The organism is Synechococcus sp. H60.1 (genome assembly GCF_047462335.1).
Lineage (GTDB): Bacteria > Cyanobacteriota > Cyanobacteriia > Thermostichales > Thermostichaceae > Thermostichus.
On sequence record NZ_JANSJA010000249.1, the window covers coordinates 10707 to 27025 of the forward strand.

Sequence of the window (16319 nt, forward strand, 5' to 3'; positions counted from 1 at the left end):
CTCCCTGAGGGAGAGGGGTTGGGGGTGAGGGTCTGGTTTGATTGAAGCAGGCAGGGATCCGTCAAGGTCTTATCTGCCGAAGCGCCGCTGCCGCGACTGATAGCTGAGCAAGGCTTGGTGAAAGGCGGCGCGGTCGAAGTCCGGCCAGAGGATGGGGGTGAAGTACTGCTCGGTGTAGGCCATCTGCCAGAGCAGGAAGTTGCTGATGCGCATCTCGCCGCTGGTGCGGATCAACAGGTCGGGATCGGAGAGGCCAGTGGTGTAGAGAAATTGGGAGAAGAGGGCTTCGTCGATCTGATCCGGTTGCAAAAGCCCCTGCTGCACCAGGGTGGCAATCGAGCGACAAGCCTGCAGGATCTCCTGTCTGCCGCCGTAGTTGAGGGCCACCGTCAGACAAATGCCCTCGTTGTGCTGGGTGCGTTCCACCGCATGCAGGATCGTGTCCTGCAAAGACTGGGGCAGGGCCGACAACTGGCCGGCAAACTGGATGCGCACCCCCTGCTGCACCATTTCCGCCAGTTCCTGCCACAGCACCTGCTCGAACAAGGTCATGAGAAAATCCACCTCCTCGCGGGCGCGGCCCCAGTTCTCCGTGGAGAAGGCGTAGGCGGTGAGGAGAGGGATCCCCCAATCGTGACAGCAGCGGAGCAACTCCTTCAAAGCCGCTACCCCGCGCTGATGCCCGACACTGCGGGGCAAGCCTCGCTTTTGCGCCCACCGCCCGTTGCCATCCATGACCACTGCCACATGGCGGGGCAACAACTGCGGATCCAGGTCGGCAGGCAACTGCAGAAGATGGGCAGGAGAAAGGGTCATGCGGATCAGTCTTTGGGAAGGGTTTTCTCAGGTTTGCGAGGGAATTTGGCTAGATCTGGCAGGGATCCCCACCAGCGCAACGGTCCATTGCGAATCCACGGGTGGGCCCACAATCCCTGCAGGGGAGCATCCCGTTTTTTGGCTTCACGCGGATGACGCAACCGCTGCACCAGCAGTTCGTGTAGCTTGGCACTGGTCAGGGGTCGCTCGAGGCGTCCGCCTTCTGCCAGTGAGATGGATCCCGTCTCCTCTGAGACCACAATACACAAGCAATTGGCCTGTTCTGTGATCCCCATCGCCGCCCGGTGCCTCGTGCCTAGTTGGCGAGAGGCAGTTCGCTCCGAAACCGGCAGGATCACCCCTGCCGCGCGAATCCGATCCCGATGGATAATTACAGCCCCATCGTGCAGGAGCGTCGAGGTCTGGAAGATCGTCTGTAAGAGCTCCCGCGATACCCGCGCCTGCAAAGAAACTCCTTTATCGGTGAACACCCGCGAGTCGATTGGCTGATCTGGCTCGATCACAATCAGCGCCCCTGTCCGATTTTGAGAGAGTTCTCGCACCGCCTGCACCACCTCCTCCACCAACTCTTCCTCTGGGTCGTCCTCGTCGTTGCCTTCTGGATCTACCCACTCTATGCGGATGGCTTTTGCCAGTTGCTCCAAGAGCCGCCGAAACTCCGGCTGAAAGAGTACCCCCATCGCTATAGCCGCAGCAAGGAGCAGGCGATCCAAAATCAGGTGCACCAGTGGCAGCGAGGCTGTGGCCAGATACAGCACCAGGAGCACCATAAATCCCCGCACCAGCACCCCGGCCCGGCTCTCGCGGGTGTAATAGAGGGCCAAAGCCAATAGCAAGACGGCCAGAGCCCAGTCCAACAGGCTGAGAACGTTAAATTGCTGTAGCCAAGCCCATAAGGCCGCCAGCATGCCGAAAAACCCCGTTCACGCTCCCCTCGTTGCGGACCCTTTGCCTACGCCATCCTGCGCCCCAGAACCTTTTGGTTCCGGAACCCCTGTTGGACTGCGGCCCCCTGACCAGCCTACCACTCACCTCCTACCTGTCTTCCAGTCTTTCCTGCCCGAGAGCCAGCGGGGTCACTGCTGCAGAAAAAACCAAGCCCCCCTCAACAGCAACGGTTACAGGCAGCCATCTCTTCCCTTCACCGTTGCAAGCGCTCCGGTAAGATGTCCTGACGGATCAAATCCGCATAAGTTTCCCGCCGCAGGATCAACTGGGCCTCACCCTGGTTGACCAGCACCGCCGCTGGCCGAGGGAAGCGGTTGTAGTTGGAGGCCATGCTGTAGTTGTAGGCCCCGGTGGCCAACACAACTAGGACGTCGCCAGGCGCTGGGTTGGGCAAAAGCACATCTTTCAAGAGCACATCCCCCGACTCGCAGTGTTTGCCGGCCACTGTTACCCGCTGGGTGGCCTCGGCTTCAGGGCGGTTGGCCAAGAGGGCAGTGTAGCGGGCCCCATAGGTGATAGGACGGGGGTTGTCGGACATGCCGCCGTCGATGGTGACGTAGAGGCGGCCTTCGGGAAGGTCTTCGCTGGGCGGGATCCGTTTTTGCCCCCCCAGGGTATAGGCGGTAACAGCAGCCGGGCCAATCACGGATCGTCCAGGCTCGCAGAGCACCTTGGGCAGGGGGAGCCCGGCGGCGGTGAAACTCTGCCGCACGGCAGTGGCTACCGCTTCCACCCACTCTGGGATGGACGGGGGATCGTCGGATTCGACATAGCGGATCCCCAGGCCGCCGCCCACATTGAGCTCCTGGAGGGGCAGGCCTCTGTCTAACCCTTGCCGCCAGATCTGAGCCAGTACCCCCGCCAGGTCGCGGTGTCCTTGCAGATCAAAAATCTGAGACCCAATATGGGCGTGGAGCCCGACGCAGTGCAGTTGGGGATGGGCTGCCAGAAAATCAAACACCTCCGGCAGTTGCCACTGGCCAATGCCGAATTTGCTGTCGGTTTGGCCGGTGCGGATGTACTCATGGGTGTGGACGTCAATGCCGGGGTTAACCCGCACCAATAAGCGGGCGGGTCGTTCAGGGGTGGCCAGAGCAGCTACCTGCTGCAGCTCGTAGAGGCTATCCGGCACCAGGGTGCAGCCCACCTCCAGGGCCATGGCCAGCTCCTCTGCCGACTTGGCGTTGCCGTGCAGGTAGAGCTCCTCACCCCTGGCCCCTGCTTGCAGGGCAGTGTACAGCTCGCCGCCAGAGGCCACGTCTAGCCCCAGCCCTTCTTGCAGCGCCAAAGCACAGATGGCCAAGCAGTTCCAGGCTTTCGTGGCATACAAGACTTGGGATTGTCCAGGGTAGCAGCGGGCCCAGGTGTCGCGATAGAGGCGGCAGGCCTGCCGCAGGGTCCATTCGTCCAGGATGTAGAGGGGGGAGCCAAACTGACGTACCAACTCCACCACGTCACAGCCGCCAATCTCCAGGTGGCCCTGGCTGTTGACGCGGCTGGTTAACGGCTGCAGCGACTGGTTGGGAGAAACGGATTTGACAGAAGGGGGCGTGCCGAGGGTTGAAACCATAGTCGCAAGCTAGAAGACTGTCTTCCACCCTACCAAGTTTTCTCTCCAGTTTGGCCGGGGAGAGATCCCCTCAACCCCCCAGAGGTTGCTCCTGGGCATTTACATCCTTTTTTCTGCTACTATAGGGAACCAGCGTCTGTGGGTCGATGCCCGAGTGGTTAAAGGGGGCGGACTGTAAATCCGCTGGCTTACGCCTACGTTGGTTCGAATCCAACTCGGCCCACCATGCCGCCCACGTAGCTCAGTGGCAGAGCACCCCCTTGGTAAGGGGGAGGTCACGAGTTCAATCCTCGTCGTGGGCTTAGGCGCAAACTTCCAGCTCTGCAGGTTGGGGTTTCCCTTCCCCTGCCCTGACAATCTCGCCGCTAAGAGAGAAAGCCCGCGTAGCAGTGATGCGCACTGGCACCAGGGATCCCTGCAATGGCTCGGGATCGCCGTCGAAGAAGACGATGCGGTTGCCGCGGGTACGTCCCATCGCTTGGCGGGGGTTTTTGGGGTTGGGGCCTTCCACCAGCACCTCCTGCACCTGGCCCAGCAGGCGGGCGCTGCGGGCGGCAGCCACCTCCGCTACCAAGCGGTTGAGCCGTTGCAGGCGGTCGCTTTTTTCCTCTTCCGGCACTTGGTCGGGCCACTCCGCCGCTGGCGTGCCCGGGCGGGGAGAGTAGGCGGCAGTATTGAGGAAATCAAAGCCGATATCCTGCACCAGTTGCAGGGTTTCTTGAAACTGGGCTTCCGTTTCACCGGGGAAGCCAACGATGGCATCGGCGCTGATGGTGGCCTCGGGCATGTACTGGCGGATGAGCTGGATGAGCTGGCGGTAGCGCTCCTGGGTGTAGCCGCGCCGCATCCGCTTGAGGACTTCGTCACTGCCCGCCTGGAAGGGGATGTGGAAGTGCTCGCACACCTTGGGCAGCTCGGCACAGGTGGCAATGAGCTCTTCAGTGAAGTAGCGCGGGTGGCTGGTGGCAAAGCGAATCCGCTCGATCCCTTCCACTGAGTGGACAAAGCGCAGCAAGCTGGCCAGGTTGGTCTTGGGATCCAGATCCCGCCCGTAGGCGTCGATGTTTTGCCCCAGCAAGGTGACCTCGCGATAGCCGGCCCCGGCCACCTCCTCAATCTCGGCGCGGATGGCCTGCGGCTGGCGCGATTGCTCCCGTCCCCGCACCAGCGGCACAATGCAGTAAGTACAGCGCTCATTGCAGCCGTAGATAACGTTGATCCAGGCCGTCACTCGGCTATCCCGGCGGGGTTTGGTGATGTCTTCCGGGATCTCGATGGGCTCAGTGGCCACCACCTGGTTGCCAGCCTCCACCTGGGCCAGCAGATCCCCCAGGCGGTTGACGTACTGGGGGCCCATGACCAGGTCGAGCTCTGGGACGCGGCGTAGCAGCCGCTCTCCCTCCTGCTGGGCCACGCAGCCGGCCACGATCAGCTTGATGGCGGGGTTTTTCCGCTTGCGCTGCGCCTGGATGCCCAGGTAGGAATACACCTTTTGCTCAGCGTTGTCGCGGATGGTGCAGGTATTGAAGAGAACCAAGTCTGCCTGTAGCTCGTCTTCGGCGGGCACATACCCCAGTGACTCCAGGATCCCGGCCATGCGCTCGCTGTCGGCCCGGTTCATTTGACAGCCAAAAGTGATGATGGAGTAGGTGGGAGCAGCCATGGCAAGACCAGAAGACAACGCAAGCAACCTTTACCTTTGAGCTTAGCGGATCCTTGGTGGCGGCGGAGGCGACCGCAGGTGCCGCCCACTGCCTCTCTCTCCGCTTGTTAGTCCGGCATGAGGGCGTGAACCTGCCTGCTGCCGTTGGGGTAGAGCAAGGCGCGCTTGGGGCCATGGATGGGATCCTCCACGATAATGGTTTGGTCGCGGCTGGCTCCCAGGGAGACGATGGCAATCGGTACCTGCATCAACTGGGCCAAAAACTTCAGGTAGTCGTAGGCTTCGGGAGGCAAGTCCTCAAGGGAGCGGCAGTCTTTGGTGGAGCACTTCCAGCCGGGCAGGGTTTCATAGATGGGCTTGCACTGGGCAAAGACGCGGGCATCGCTGGGAAAGTGACGGATCTCGCGCCCCTGGTACTCATAGGCAACGCACACCTTGATCTCGTCTAGGCCGTCCAGCACATCCAATTTGGTGATGGCCAGGCAGTCGAGGCCGTTGATCCGCACGGCATAACGCCCAATCACGCCATCGAACCAGCCGCAGCGCCGCTGCCGCCCGGTGGTGGTGCCAAATTCGGCTCCCGCTGCCCCCAGGTAAGCGCCAATCTCGTCCTTGAGCTCGGTGGGGAAGGGGCCTTCGCCGACGCGGGTGGTGTAGGCCTTGGCTACCCCAATTACCCGGTCGATGCTGGTGGGGCCGATCCCGGCACCAACGCAAGCGCCACCGGCAATAGGATGGGAGGAAGTGACATAGGGGTAGGTGCCGTAGTCGAGATCCAGCAGCGTGCCCTGTGCCCCCTCGAAGAGAATATTTTGCCGCTCTTCGATGGCCTGGGTGAGGAGCAGGGCGGCGTCGGTGACGTAGGGGCGCAGCCGCTCCGCATAGGCCAGGTATTGCTCGATGATTGGCTCAGGATCCAGAGGGGGTAGGTTGTAGATTTTTTCCAGCAAAACGTTCTTGTAGGGAATGGCCCAACTGAGGCGCTCCCGCAGTTGATCGGGATACATCAAGTCCACGACGCGGATGCCCATGCGCTCGGCCTTGTCGGCGTAGGTGGGGCCAATGCCTCGCCCGGTGGTGCCCAGCCTATAGATGCCGCGCCGCTCTTCCTCGGCCACGTCGATGACACGATGGTAGGGCAGGGTCACGTGAGCGGTTTCGGCGATGTAGAGGTTGTGGGTGGAGATCCCCAGTTGGTGCAGTTGGTCGATCTCGGCCAGCAACACCTCAGGGTCGATCACCGTGCCACTGGCGATGATGCAGCGCTTGTCGGGGTAGAGGATGCCGGAGGGGATCAGGTGCAGCTTAAAGATTTGGCCCCCCACCACCACGGTATGTCCTGCGTTAACCCCGCCTTGGTAGCGGACGACCACATGCGCCTTTTCACTGAGGAGGTCGGTGATCTTACCTTTTCCTTCGTCGCCCCACTGGGCACCGACAACCACAACGTTTGCCAAGAGCTTCTCCTACAGTCTGTGAACGGCACAAAAAATCCCCTTTGCGGGGTTGCTGCACTAATTTACCCCATTGCTCGGGGGGGTGTTGAGGGTTTTTGACAAAAAGGTTAACAATCGATTAACTTTTCCGTCCTCAACTCCCCGGCTTGAACAGGCCGATGGCGGTCACTTGGTTGGAGCCCACCGCAAAGACAAAGGACAGGCCCAGGGCATCGTAGTTGACGTAGTAGCGATCCTCCCGCAGGTATTCCCGACTGCCTTTGGGGTAGGGCACCACCTCGTTGTAGCCGTTTTCGCCGGGGCCGCCGTAAACGGCGATCACTTCGGAGTAGGTGGAGCCAATGCGGATCCCTTCGCCAGTCATGGCTTCGGGGTGGGTGGTGTAGATGCGGTCGGCAAAAAAGCTATTGAGAACGCCCGGACGGCGGTAGGCAAAGAGGATGTAGTCTTGCAAGTAGAAGATCTTCAGGTCGCTGTTGGGCTGGAAGACGTTGGCCCGCGACTCGGCGGGGATTAGATCCACGTTGCCCAAAAGGTGGGTATCGACGTTGCGGGTATCCATGCCCAGGACAAAACGACCGACGCGGCCCTCTTGAACCAGGACGGTGGGGCGGGGCGGGGGGCTGGGGCGGCGGGGGGGCAGGGCCAGGGCTTCTAGGGCAGCCTTGAGCCAGGCATTCTCATCCCCCTCCACCCTTTGCAGGGGCACCAAACCCTGGGCCAGGGAGCGTCCATCGCCTGTTTTCCAAGTGGCTACAGCCAGTTCCACTGCCGCGCCAGAAGGCAGGGCAAAGAAGCGGGTCTGGCGCTCGCTGCCTTGGGTGGTCTGTCCCACAATAACGGTGCTGCCGCTAGCTCCTAGCTGGGCTGCCAGGAGGGTAGCCCCCTGGCGGGTGTTGCCATCGACAAGGACGGCCAACGGGATCCCGGCGGCGAGGGGCAAGTTTTCACTGTTCCAGGGGGTAGGCTGGCCAAAGCGGTCTTCGGTAACCAGCAGCGGCTGCATGGAGCGGGGCAAAAATAGGCGTGCCACATCCGCTACCACCTGGGGGTCGTAGCCGATGGAGCCGCGCAGATCCAGGACGACGCCCTGGCTGTAATCCTGGGTGTAGAGGGCTTGGCGGATCTGCTGGGCGGTGGCAGGGGTGAGCTCCGGCACTGCCAGGTAAACCTGGCGCGGCCCAATCTGACGCGCCTGGAGGGATGGACGAGGGCGGTTGAGCAAGTCCCTAAAGCTTTGCGGATCCCAGAAGCGATCGGCGGGATCCCCATATTCGCGCAGGATCTCTCGAATTAGCTCATACTCAACTTCGATGGGCGGGCGGGGATCCCTGTAGGTGCGGGCCAACAGGCGGGTGTAGAGGTCGTTGTAGTTGACCGCAGCAGCCTGGTTGCCCGCCTGCCAAGACTCGTTGATGAACAGCCCCACCAGATAACGCAGATCCTGGCCCAGGGCTGGCGCAGAAGAAGGGGGCCGAGGCGCGGGATTGGCTGGCGCCCCTTGGGAGGGCGAGGCTGGCGCAACAGTTGGCTCCTCAAGTGAGGGGACGACCGGAACGGGTGGCAGGGCTGCCTGGCCCATCACGCTGGCTGGAAGGATCCCGCCGATTGCCACGGCCATTGCCCACACTCTTCCTGCCTGCGCCCATCTCTTCATGGCGACCTGCCTTTTTGCAGAGGCTGCGAATAGAATAAACCCCGCGCACTCCCCTCTGCCACTGTCCGCAGTGGGGGGTGCCTATTTTTTGCCTCTCAAAACCCTAGCGGTTGTAGGTCTGGAGGTAAGGGCAACCCTGGCAGGTTCTAGCTCTCGGCAGACCAGATTTTGCGGATGGGCAGGGTAAAGCCGGGCAACACGTCTTCTCCCAACAAGGTTTCTGGGTCTTCCACCAGCTCCGGCGCCTGTCCTGGCCGGTAGATCATCACCCGCTTGGCCTTGGGATCCAAAAGCCACCCCAAGCGGCAGCCGTTGTCCAAGTGCTCCTGCATCTTGGCCTGGGCTTGAACCCAAGAATCGGTGGGCGAGAGGATCTCCACCACAAAATAAAAGTGTCGGTCTAGTTTAGCCGACGTGAGCGGTGGGGTTGACCAGGCCAATTACTTGGGTGTAGGCGCCGCGAGCCTGGGTCACCCCGATGGTGCGCTCAGCTTTTTCGATCATGGGGCGGCGCAGGCTGACCACCAAAAATTGTGCCTGGCGGGATTGCTGCCAGATCATGTCGGCCAACTTTTCCACGTTGGCCCCATCCAAAAACATGTCCACTTCGTCAAAGGCATAAAAGCTGGAGGGGCGAAACCGTTGCAACGCAAAAATAAAGCTGAGGGCCGTCAAGGATTTTTCTCCGCCCGACATGGCGCTGAGACGACGCACCGGCTTGCCTTTGGGGCGGGCCACCAGGGTCAGACCCCCAGCCAAAGGATCCTCTGGGTTTTCCAATTCCAAGTAGCCCTCGCCCTCGGAAAGCTGGGCAAAGATGGTCTGGAAATGGCTGTTGATGGCATGGAAGGCATCCAAAAACGCTTGGCGGCGCAGAGTAGAAAAGTTCTCGATGCGCAGCAGCAATTCGGTGCGCTCTTGGTGCAGGGTTGCCAGTTTGGCGCTGAGATCCCCTAGGCGGGCTTGGGTCTGTTCATATTCGGCGATGGCCAACATGTTCACCGGCTCCAGGGATCGCAATTGCTCTTCGATTTTGCGTTTTTGCTGCTGCAGCTCGTCTAGGGTCAGGTGGGGGGGCAAGGGGGGAAGGGGATGCGGCAGCGCTTGGGCCGCAGCTTGCAGTTGGGTTTGCAGTTGGGCCAGGATGGCCTCTTTTTCTTGCTGTTGGGTGAGGGCGTTGTAGCGTTCCCATTCCAGGCGTTGGAGCTGCTGCTGTTGGGCGCGCAGTTGAAATTCCTGCCGCTCTCGCTCTTGGCGCAGGTGGGCGAGGCGGGCTTCAATCTGGCCCATCTGTTGCCGTTGCTCGGCAATGTGCTGCTGGATTTGGGCGAGAGTGGCCTGGGCCTGGGCGATTTGCTCTTGAAGTTGGGCCTGACGCCGTTCGCCCTCTTGCAGGCGCTCCTGGTGGTGCTGGATCTGGGCCTGCTTCAGGTGTTGCTGGCTGAGGTTCTCCTGTTGCTGTCGCTCTAGGTGGGCCAGGTGGTGTTGCAGCTCCGCCAGGTGGCTCTCCTGCTGCTGCACTGTCTGCTGCAGTTGCTGCCAGTGCTGGTTGACCGGGGATCCCTCCAGTTGGCTGAGCTTGAGGGTGAGGGCGGCCAGGCGCTGTTGCAAGGGATCCCAGCGGAGTTGAATCTGGTGCAGCCGCTGCTGGATCTGGTGGCTTTCGCTTTGCCATTGCGTCAGGGATCCCTGTAGGTGTTGCAGGCGGGCCTGCTGGTTTTGGCAATCGGCCTGGTGTCGCTCCAGATATTGCCGGGCTTGCAGGGCATCCTGGCGGGCCAGGAGCAGGGTCTGGGCCAGTTGTTTTTCGCGGGCTTGGGCGGCTTTTAGGCGAGGGGTGAGGGCGGCCAGCAGCGCTTCCAGATCGGCCAGGCGGGCGCGCAGGGCTTCCCCTTCCGAGTGTTCGCCGGCAGAAAAATGGATCCCCTGTCGCTGCGGGCTGGTGCCGCCGCTGATGGCCCCTGAGGTTTCCAGCAGCTCCCCTTCCAGGGTGACCATGCGGTGCTGGCCGATGTAGGGCCGGGCCAGCTCCAGGCTCTGGAAAACCAGGGTGGATCCGAGCACAAAGCCAAAAACATCTCGGTAGCGCTCTTCAAAGTGCACCAAACGAATGGCGTAGTCGATCAGACCGTTTAAGTTGAGGGGGGCGGGCGGGCGGGCGGGCGGCAGCTTGTTCAGAGGCAAAAAGGTGGCGCGCCCCAGTTTTTCCCGCTTTAAGAGGTTGATGGCGCTGACGGCGACGCTGTCATCTTCCACCACCACAAAGTGCAGTCGGTTGCCTGCCGCGATCTCCAGCGCCAGTTGATACTGGGGATCCACCTGCCCCAACTGGGCCACCAATCCCAAAACCCCCGGCAGGCGGGCGCTCAGGATGGCCTGGGTGGCGCGGGATCCCTGGGATTCTTGCAGCACTTGGCGGCGGGTCTCCCATTTGTCCAGTTGCCGCTGCTTGGCGTGGAACTCGGCGGCCAGCCGCTCGTGGGTGGCGCGATCCAGCTCCAGGTTGGATTGCAGTTGCGCCAGCTCTTGGGCCAGGGCCTGCACCTGGGCTTCCGACTGCCGGCAGGCCTGTTCCAGCTCGGCGGTGAGGGCCAGGTGGGATCCCAGCCACGTCTCGATCTGGGCGATCTCCGCCTGGGTCTCCTGGCTTTGCCGTTCCAGTTGCCGTTGTCGCTCTTGCAGGCGAATTTGCTCCTGCTGCAGAGGCTCCTGTTCGGCGCGGATCTCTTCGAGGTGGCGGGTGAGGTAGCGCTGCTGCTTGACCCAGGCCTCGGCAGATTGGGCCAGGGCCCGCAGTTGTTCGCGGCTTTGCTCCAGGCTGATTCGGGCTTTCTGCACCTGGGCTTGCAGGGATCCCTGGGCTTGGGCCAGTTGCTCCTGTTGGCTTTGCAGGTGTTCCAGCTCTGTCTGCAGGTGCTGCTGTTGGGTTTGGCGCTCCTGCTGCAGGCGCTGCGCTTGCTCGATTTCCTGCTGCCAGGCTGCGATCTGTTGGCTGAGCTGTTGCCGTTGCACTTCGGTGGCAGCGATCTGGGCCTGCAGGTGCAGGTATTCTTCCTCCCCCAGGGCGTGGATGCGGCTTTGCAGCTCGCTCAGGGCGGCTTCGGCCTGCTGCAACTGCTCGCTCAAGGTCTGCACCTGAGCAGTGGCTTGCTCCTGAGCTACCAAAAGCTGACGAATGGCTGCCTGGGTTGCTTCCACTTGGGCTTGCAAATGCCGCCAGAGCAACACCTGTTGCTGCTGCTCCAGCGTTTGCCACTGCAGCCGCAGTTGCTGGTACTGCTGCGCCTTTTCGCTCTCCTTGAGCAGCCGCTCTCTTTGGGCTTGCCATTCCTGCTCGATGAGCCGGAAGCGCTCAATTTGTTCTCGCACCCCCTCCAGCTTGGCGTTGGCCTGGGCGATCTTGCGGTCGAAGGTGGCCACCCCCGCCAATTCGTCGAGGATCTGCCGCCGCTCCTTGGAGTTCATGGAGATGATGCTGGTAACATCCCCCTGCAAGACAACGTTGTAGCCGTTGGGGTAGATGTGCATCGCCTCCAGTTGCTCGTGCAGCTCGCTCAGGGTGCAGGGCACATCGTTGATGTAGAAGGTGCTGGTGTAGGGCAGGGAGTCGGGATCCTCCCCCTTGCCGGGGCTGACCCGCAGCCGACGGCTGACTTTCCATTCTCTGGGCTGGCCGTCTTCTCCCGGCCCCAGATCGAAGGTGACGGAAACGTGGGTCTCCACCCGCCGGTTGCTGTTGAGGCTGCCGGAATGCACCAGATCCGAAAGCCTCTCTGCCCGCATCCCCCGTGAGGAAGACAGCCCCAGCGCAAATAGGATCCCATCCAGGATGTTAGACTTGCCGGAGCCGTTGGGGCCGGAGATGACCGTAAAACCCGGCAACAGGGGCAGCGAGGTCGTGCTGCCAAACGACTTAAATCGGGTCAGCTCGATCCGCTTGATGTACATCCCACCCCATATCTGGTGCAACCAGCAGCAGATGATGGCACCAGGCTAGCACGGGTAGTGCAGCCTGCCCAGCCTCTAAGAAGGCCCAGGATCTGGGCTTGGATCGACGAGCAGATCGGCCTTTTGCAAAAGACGATGCACCTCTGCCTGTAGCTCTGGCCACTTGTAGGTGAGCAGGTTGGGCTTGGGGATGAGCAGCAACTGGTAGCCAGGCTTTAGGTTTGGACAGAGAGGCCGTATGGCCTCCCGCAGGCGACGCCGCAGCCGGTTCCGCCGTACCGCCGATTTGCTCACTTTTTTGCTAACTGCCAACCCCACCTGGCTGGGGATCCCTTCACACCCTGGGGGCATCGGCTGAAACAGAAGGGTCAAGCCCGCACCGGAACGACGCTGCCCCGCTTGGTAAAGCGCCTGGAAAGCTCGCCGATCCCGCAAGCGATAAGGAGCAGGCAGCATGGTGGCGGATCCCACCCTGAATTCAACAAAGGGCCCTGCCCTTAAAGCCGGATCGCGCCTCAAGAAACAGCCAGGCGATAACGCCCCTTGGCCCGCCGCCGCCGCAAGACTTGCCGCCCGGTTGCTGTGCGCATTCTGGCCCGAAACCCAGAGACGCGAATGCGTCTGCGATTGGTGCCACGAAGGGTACGCTGAGTCATGGTGTAGACCCACTCATCATGTCAACAAGGCCTGCTGCGGCTGGTGAGGGGGAAGCCCAGTCCACTTGCAGACAATCAGCAAGGTGCCATTCTAGCAGGCTCGACGGAAAATTGCTAGATTGGCCGCCCCACGCCGAGCAGCTAAATTGGGAATCCCAAGTCCAAGTCGAGAGAGCAGAGGCACTGGGTTGGCGCCCCTGTTCTCTTTGGGCTTTGGCTGTGTCGTTCTGGGTGTGTGGTGTGGATATCTCCCTAGATCAACTCTGGGACGAAGCTCTGGGGCATCTACAGGTGCAGCTCAGCCGTCCAACCTTTGAGGCTTGGATCAAGACGGCGCGGCCTGAGTCGTTGGTGGACAATCGCCTCACCATCTCGACTCCTAGCGAATGGGCGCGGGGCTGGCTGCAAAAGCACTACGCCTCCACCATCACTGAGGTGGTGCAGCGGGTGGCCGGGATCCCTTTGCAGGTGGAGTTTTCCGTCGCTCCCCAGGCCTTGGTGGAAGAAGACCCTCCTTCAACAGCGGCTGGGGCCTCAACCTCCCGCTGGGCCGGCAGTTTTCCGGCTTCCGCCACCCTGGGGCTGGAGGTGAGCGGCAGCCTGCCCATGCGAGCTCCGGATCTCAACCCCAAGTATTCCTTCTCGCGTTTCGTGGTTGGTCCCAACAACCGCATGGCTCATGCGGCGGCCTTGGCCGTGGCCGACAAGCCTGGGCGGGCCTACAACCCGCTGTTTCTCTGCGGCGGAGTAGGGTTGGGCAAAACCCACCTCATGCAGGCCATCGGCCACTACCAACTGGAAGCGAATCCCCAGGCCAAAGTCTTTTACGTGTCCACCGAGCGCTTCACCAACGATTTAATCGACGCCATCCGGCGAGACAGCATGCAGTCTTTCCGGGAGCACTATCGAGATGTGGATATTTTATTGGTGGACGACATTCAATTTATCGAAGGCAAAGAGTACACCCAAGAGGAGTTTTTCCACACCTTTAATACGCTGCATGAGTCAGGCAAACAGATCGTACTGGCCGCCGACCGCTCCCCTCACCTCATCCCTCGGCTGCAGGAGCGGCTCTGTTCTCGGTTTTCGATGGGCTTGATTGCGGAAATTCAACCGCCGGACATCGAGACCCGCATGGCCATTCTCAAGAAAAAAGCCGAGTACGAGGGGATGAGCCTGCCGTCTGAGGTCATTGAATACATTGCTACCACCTACACCAGCAACATCCGCGAGCTGGAGGGTGCCCTCATCCGTGCTGTTGCCTACGTCTCCATTTCCGGCCTGCCGATGAGTGTGGAGACCATTCAGCCCATTCTCAACCCTCCCAGTGAGCCCAAGGAGATCACGCCCGACATGATTATCGACGTAGTCTGTGAAGCATTCGGCATCGACCGAGAAAGCTTATTGGGATCCTCCCGCAAGCGAGACATCAGCCAAGCGCGGCAAATTGCTATGTTTTTGATGCGCCACTACACCAACCTCAGCTTGCCCAAAATTGGCGATTACTTTGGAGGAAAAGATCACACCACGGTTCTCTATAGCTGTGAGAAAGTTAGCCAGTTGCAGCGGGAAAATCTGCAATTCGAGCGGCAACTGCAAAACCTGGCCCAGCGGCTGCGAGTCATGGCCAACAGCCGAAACAGCTAGTCTTTGCATTGCCGTTGTCGGGCCCTCCTTGTGGTCTCATCCTACGCTGCTGAGAGCCGCGACCCCCGTGAGTTTGCATGAAAAAAGATGAAAGATCCTTTTGGAAGCAGCTACAGTTGAGGACGGGAGGGGCGGGGGTTGCAGGTGATAGGGCAATCTGGTAGAGGGCTTTGCCTGGGTATGCTGCTTCTTGGGGCTGGGCTGATGCCAGCATCGCCGGCCTGGGCCAATTCGACCCAAGCGAGCCGCAGGGAAGCGGATCCGCGGCCAACTGCCCTCTCAGCCGTTCTAGATCTGGGGCTGGATAGCCAAATTGTGGAGGATAGCCCCGTGTTGCGCCGCTGGCTGCAAGGCCCTCCCAATCTTCTGGAAGAAATCCGCGATACTCCTGTCTTGCCCACCCGTTTGCAGGCGGGTTTCGAGTCGGCTTCTGAGTGGCGAATCAGCTTGCAGGACTTGCGCCTGGGAGATCGCCTCACCCTCAGCGGCGACTATCGCCAATCTTCTGAGAACCCAGAAATCCGCCAGTACGGGTCAGAGGTGCGTTACTTTCTTGCCCCCATGGGATCCCGCTTGAATCTGGCCCCCCAACTGGGCTATCGAGCCTTGGAACAAAAGAACCGCCGCCTCAGCGGGGTGAGCTATGGGGCTTTTGCCGTTTTGGCCCTGGCGCCCGGAGCCGCCGACTTGACTGGCAGCTACACTTGGGTGGCCCCGCAGGAGCCGGAAGAAGGACAGGCCACCCTAGCGGAGATCACTGCTGCCTACGCCATTAGCCCTTCCCTTCGTCTCGCTGCCCGCTACAGCCTGCGCCACTCGAGCTTGGCGCGGGAATCCAGCGTTGGCGTTGGCCTGGAGTGGATCCCCTAGAGGCGCACCGCCTGCACAAAAGCCACCCAGCCGAAGCTGAGATAGCGCTCCAAGCGCAACCCCACCTGGGCAAAGTGCTGGCGCAACTGGTCTGCGGAGAAAAAGCGAAGGCCGGTCGCCTCCAGCCAGTGCTGCACCGTCTGCCCCCATCCCTGCACCTGCTGGCTGTGCATCGAGACAAACACCCCGCCAGACCGCAAGATGCGGGCCACTTCCCGCAAGCAGGGATCCAAGGGCACCTCGTTCAGGGTGGCGCCGCTGATCACCGCCCCAAAGGCTGACGAGGCGAGGGGAAGCTGTTCCGCCCGGGCTCGCACTAGGCTGTAGTGCTGCCAGTGGGGCTGGGCCTGTTGGGCTGCCTCGGCCAGTACCCCTGCCGCATTGTCCAGGCCAATCACCGTCCGCTGCGGATCCCTGGCCAGGAGGAGGCGGCTCCAGTACCCCCCTGCCGTGCCCAAGTCCAAGACAGGATCTGCCTCCCCCACCAGCTCCGCCAACAATCGGCCTTCCCGCTCGCTGGCGAAGCTCTCCCCCGATAACAGCGACAGCGCCCAGGGCCGCCAAAGGCGATCGTAGCCCCAGGCAAAGCCGGGCAGATGGGCAATGGCCTGAGCTGGAGTGAGGGGCAACTCCGGCGAGGTGGCTAGAAAATCCACCGCCCCGGAAGATAGGAGAGGGTAAACCTGGCCACAGCGGGGACAATAAACCCGATCCACAGCAGACCCTGGCTCCCGCGCTGGCGGCAAGCTCAGCCCTTCCTGACCACAGCTTAGGCAGCGGTAGAGGTGAACTGGCAGAGCAGAGAGAGAAGAAAGCATGACACAGCAGAGTAGCTTGGTAGCCCCGTACTCAGCGCTCCGCGCCGCTAGCGCGAGTAGGGCGGGGCGGAAAAGCCTTCGAGCAGCTTTAGCTGCTCACCAATGATGCGAGTCGTTAATACAGTTTAGTTTTGGATCGCCACTCAGCAACAATGGACTACGGCTGTCAACAGGTTCTGATTCAGGACAGGAAGCTACAGTCTGTTAAGGAATCAAGGGGTACAGTAGCAACACTTAGCAAACCAACT

At 61.3% G+C, this 16319-nt stretch carries 13 protein-coding genes and 2 tRNA genes; 4 read left to right on the forward strand and 11 right to left on the reverse strand.

Translation table 11 applies throughout. The features are described from left to right. Positions 1–69 precede the first annotated feature (69 nt). The 3 genes from NW852_RS11810 to lysA all read right to left on the reverse strand — a co-directional run bounded on the left by NW852_RS11810 (position 70) and on the right by lysA (position 3355). Positions 70–816, reverse strand: coding sequence for an isoprenyl transferase (locus NW852_RS11810; RefSeq protein ID WP_414364804.1), 747 nt, complete (start codon positions 814–816; stop codon positions 70–72). 5 nt (positions 817–821) lie between these two features. Then, positions 822–1745, reverse strand: a complete 924-nt coding sequence (gene cdaA / locus NW852_RS11815; RefSeq protein ID WP_414364802.1) for a diadenylate cyclase CdaA — start codon at positions 1743–1745, stop codon at positions 822–824. Between the two features lie 233 nt (positions 1746–1978). Continuing rightward, a complete protein-coding gene (lysA, locus tag NW852_RS11820) occupies positions 1979–3355 on the reverse strand; it encodes a diaminopimelate decarboxylase (RefSeq protein ID WP_414372466.1) in 1377 nt (458 codons plus the stop codon). Positions 3356–3495: 140 nt separating this feature from the next. Here lysA and NW852_RS11825 point away from each other — a divergent pair. Both NW852_RS11825 and NW852_RS11830 read left to right on the forward strand, forming a co-directional pair. Then, a tRNA-Tyr gene (locus NW852_RS11825) sits at positions 3496–3581 on the forward strand. 4 nt (positions 3582–3585) lie between these two features. Further along, a tRNA-Thr gene (locus NW852_RS11830) sits at positions 3586–3657 on the forward strand. On the opposite strand, the gene miaB is transcribed toward NW852_RS11830, so the two are convergent. The 7 genes from miaB to rpmH form a co-directional block, all read right to left on the reverse strand. Continuing rightward, positions 3657–5018 (reverse strand): tRNA (N6-isopentenyl adenosine(37)-C2)-methylthiotransferase MiaB, encoded by a 1362-nt coding sequence (gene miaB / locus NW852_RS11835; protein WP_414372474.1) that lies wholly within the window; start codon positions 5016–5018, stop codon positions 3657–3659. The two genes, NW852_RS11830 and miaB, sit on opposite strands and share 1 nt — an antisense overlap. 107 nt (positions 5019–5125) lie before the next feature. Next, a complete protein-coding gene (locus NW852_RS11840; protein WP_414364798.1) occupies positions 5126–6475 on the reverse strand; it encodes an adenylosuccinate synthase in 1350 nt (449 codons plus the stop codon). 133 nt (positions 6476–6608) lie between these two features. Then, positions 6609–8096 carry a S41 family peptidase gene (locus NW852_RS11845; protein WP_414426770.1) on the reverse strand — a complete coding sequence of 496 codons (1488 nt, stop codon included), beginning with the start codon at positions 8094–8096 and terminating at the stop codon, positions 6609–6611. A 182-nt stretch (positions 8097–8278) separates the two neighbouring features. Continuing rightward, entirely contained in the window at positions 8279–8572 is a 294-nt protein-coding gene (locus NW852_RS11850; protein ID WP_414364795.1) for a Uma2 family endonuclease, read from the reverse strand. Beyond that, the gene (smc, locus tag NW852_RS11855; RefSeq protein WP_414426771.1) at positions 8538–12080 is read right to left on the reverse strand and encodes a chromosome segregation protein SMC; all 3543 of its coding nucleotides are present in this window, start codon (positions 12078–12080) and stop codon (positions 8538–8540) included. Before smc ends, NW852_RS11850 begins: the two co-directional genes overlap by 35 nt. Positions 12081–12155: 75 nt before the next feature. Then, positions 12156–12536, reverse strand: coding sequence for a ribonuclease P protein component (rnpA, locus tag NW852_RS11860; RefSeq protein WP_414334703.1), 381 nt, complete (start codon positions 12534–12536; stop codon positions 12156–12158). A gap of 59 nt (positions 12537–12595) precedes the next feature. Beyond that, positions 12596–12736: a 50S ribosomal protein L34 gene (gene rpmH / locus NW852_RS11865; protein ID WP_011434477.1), complete on the reverse strand. Its 141-nt coding sequence runs from the start codon at positions 12734–12736 to the stop codon at positions 12596–12598. A 240-nt stretch (positions 12737–12976) separates the two neighbouring features. Here rpmH and dnaA point away from each other — a divergent pair, with 240 nt between their 5' ends. Together dnaA and NW852_RS11875 are read left to right on the forward strand one after the other, a co-directional pair. Beyond that, complete coding sequence (gene dnaA, locus NW852_RS11870; protein ID WP_414364792.1) at positions 12977–14383, forward strand: chromosomal replication initiator protein DnaA; 1407 nt, start codon at positions 12977–12979, stop codon at positions 14381–14383. Between the two features lie 204 nt (positions 14384–14587). Further along, positions 14588–15253, forward strand: coding sequence for a hypothetical protein (locus tag NW852_RS11875; protein WP_414364790.1), 666 nt, complete (start codon positions 14588–14590; stop codon positions 15251–15253). Here the strand turns inward: NW852_RS11875 and NW852_RS11880 are convergent. Then, complete coding sequence (locus tag NW852_RS11880; protein ID WP_414364788.1) at positions 15250–16071, reverse strand: class I SAM-dependent methyltransferase; 822 nt, start codon at positions 16069–16071, stop codon at positions 15250–15252. The genes NW852_RS11875 and NW852_RS11880 overlap by 4 nt on opposite strands. Positions 16072–16319: the final 248 nt, after the last annotated feature.